Source organism: Pontibacter rugosus (assembly GCF_042678745.1).
Taxonomy (GTDB): domain Bacteria; phylum Bacteroidota; class Bacteroidia; order Cytophagales; family Hymenobacteraceae; genus Pontibacter; species Pontibacter rugosus.
On record NZ_JBHTLD010000433.1, the window covers coordinates 1 to 1152 of the forward strand.

The following is a 1152-nucleotide window of genomic DNA, read 5'->3' on the forward strand; positions in this document are numbered from 1 at the left end:
TTAATAATTCATAAAGGGATTAAAGTAGGAGTACGCTCATGGCTTGTTGATCTATTACCTGAAGTTGAACTTGAGAATGGTCATGGAGGTGAAGACCTATATTTATTATATGAAGGATCCGATGATAAGATTCCCTTAACACGAAAGGATGTTGATCAACCTATCTGGCTGCTTCCAACAGATATTAGGATAAATACAGGATTCTATTTAAAAGTACAGAATGATGCTGTAAAGGGAGATCAGTTGAAAAACTTTATAGTAGACTCCTGCGGAAAGGAAAACGAATTGAGTGAAACTGCTTTACCAGCCAGAGATAAATTTGGCCAAATTACTAATTCACGCGAGGGTTCAACATATATGATAGGTAGTAGATTATTGGCTGAAGATGAAGTAGTAGAGAGAAAGCTGAATTTAAGACAAGAGCCATATGTTCATGCCTTCAGACCATTAATAACATATGATAACGAACCTGCTTATCAATTTGGTAATTATGTTCAACATAATGATTTTATTTTAAACTATTTGACATATAAGGGGGAAAGTAGTTCAAGAGAGTACTTTGATGTTTTTGAATCGGTTTACCAGAAAGAATTTACTCCAGAAGAACTAGAATCACACACCATCGAATTATCTAAGCTAAAAAGGTGGTCACTTAGCTACCTAGATTATATGGGGATATTGGATTATGAGTATACTACAAAGAGAATTGTGGTAAATCCTCCTCAATTTATTCTTATACCCACACCAAGGGGTAGAAGAGCACTTTTAATCGGAGGTAGGACTCCAAAACTAATAATGAAACTTAAAGAAAGTGCAGAAGATGAGGGGTTAATAGTCACTGTTGAGCCTCAAGATTCATCTTTAACGCCTTTTCTCTTGCCGTCAGCAGTTAGTGTAGCCTGCTTCGGTGAATGTAAGGGTCATGAATTAGAAAATAGAATTCAAAATCTTGCTAAAAGCTGTTCAGTAATTTTTGAACCAACAAAATTGCCGCAATTCAGACTTGCGGAGTTTTCAGGAGACCTGCCTGACTATGTAAACCAACTTGTGCCTGATCAATTCTTTGATGACTCAGGCTGGCCGGCAAGAGTATTTGATATAAATGAACTGAGATTTGTCCCGATAAGTAGTGAGAATATTAATAGAACATAT

The 1152-nt window shown here is 36.2% G+C and carries 1 protein-coding gene; it reads left to right on the forward strand.

Annotation, left to right across the window (positions count from 1 at the left end):
• Positions 1 to 1152, forward strand: a 1152-nt coding sequence (locus ACFQ2O_RS21745) for a hypothetical protein (RefSeq protein ID WP_377533029.1), incomplete at both ends; no start/stop codon positions are given.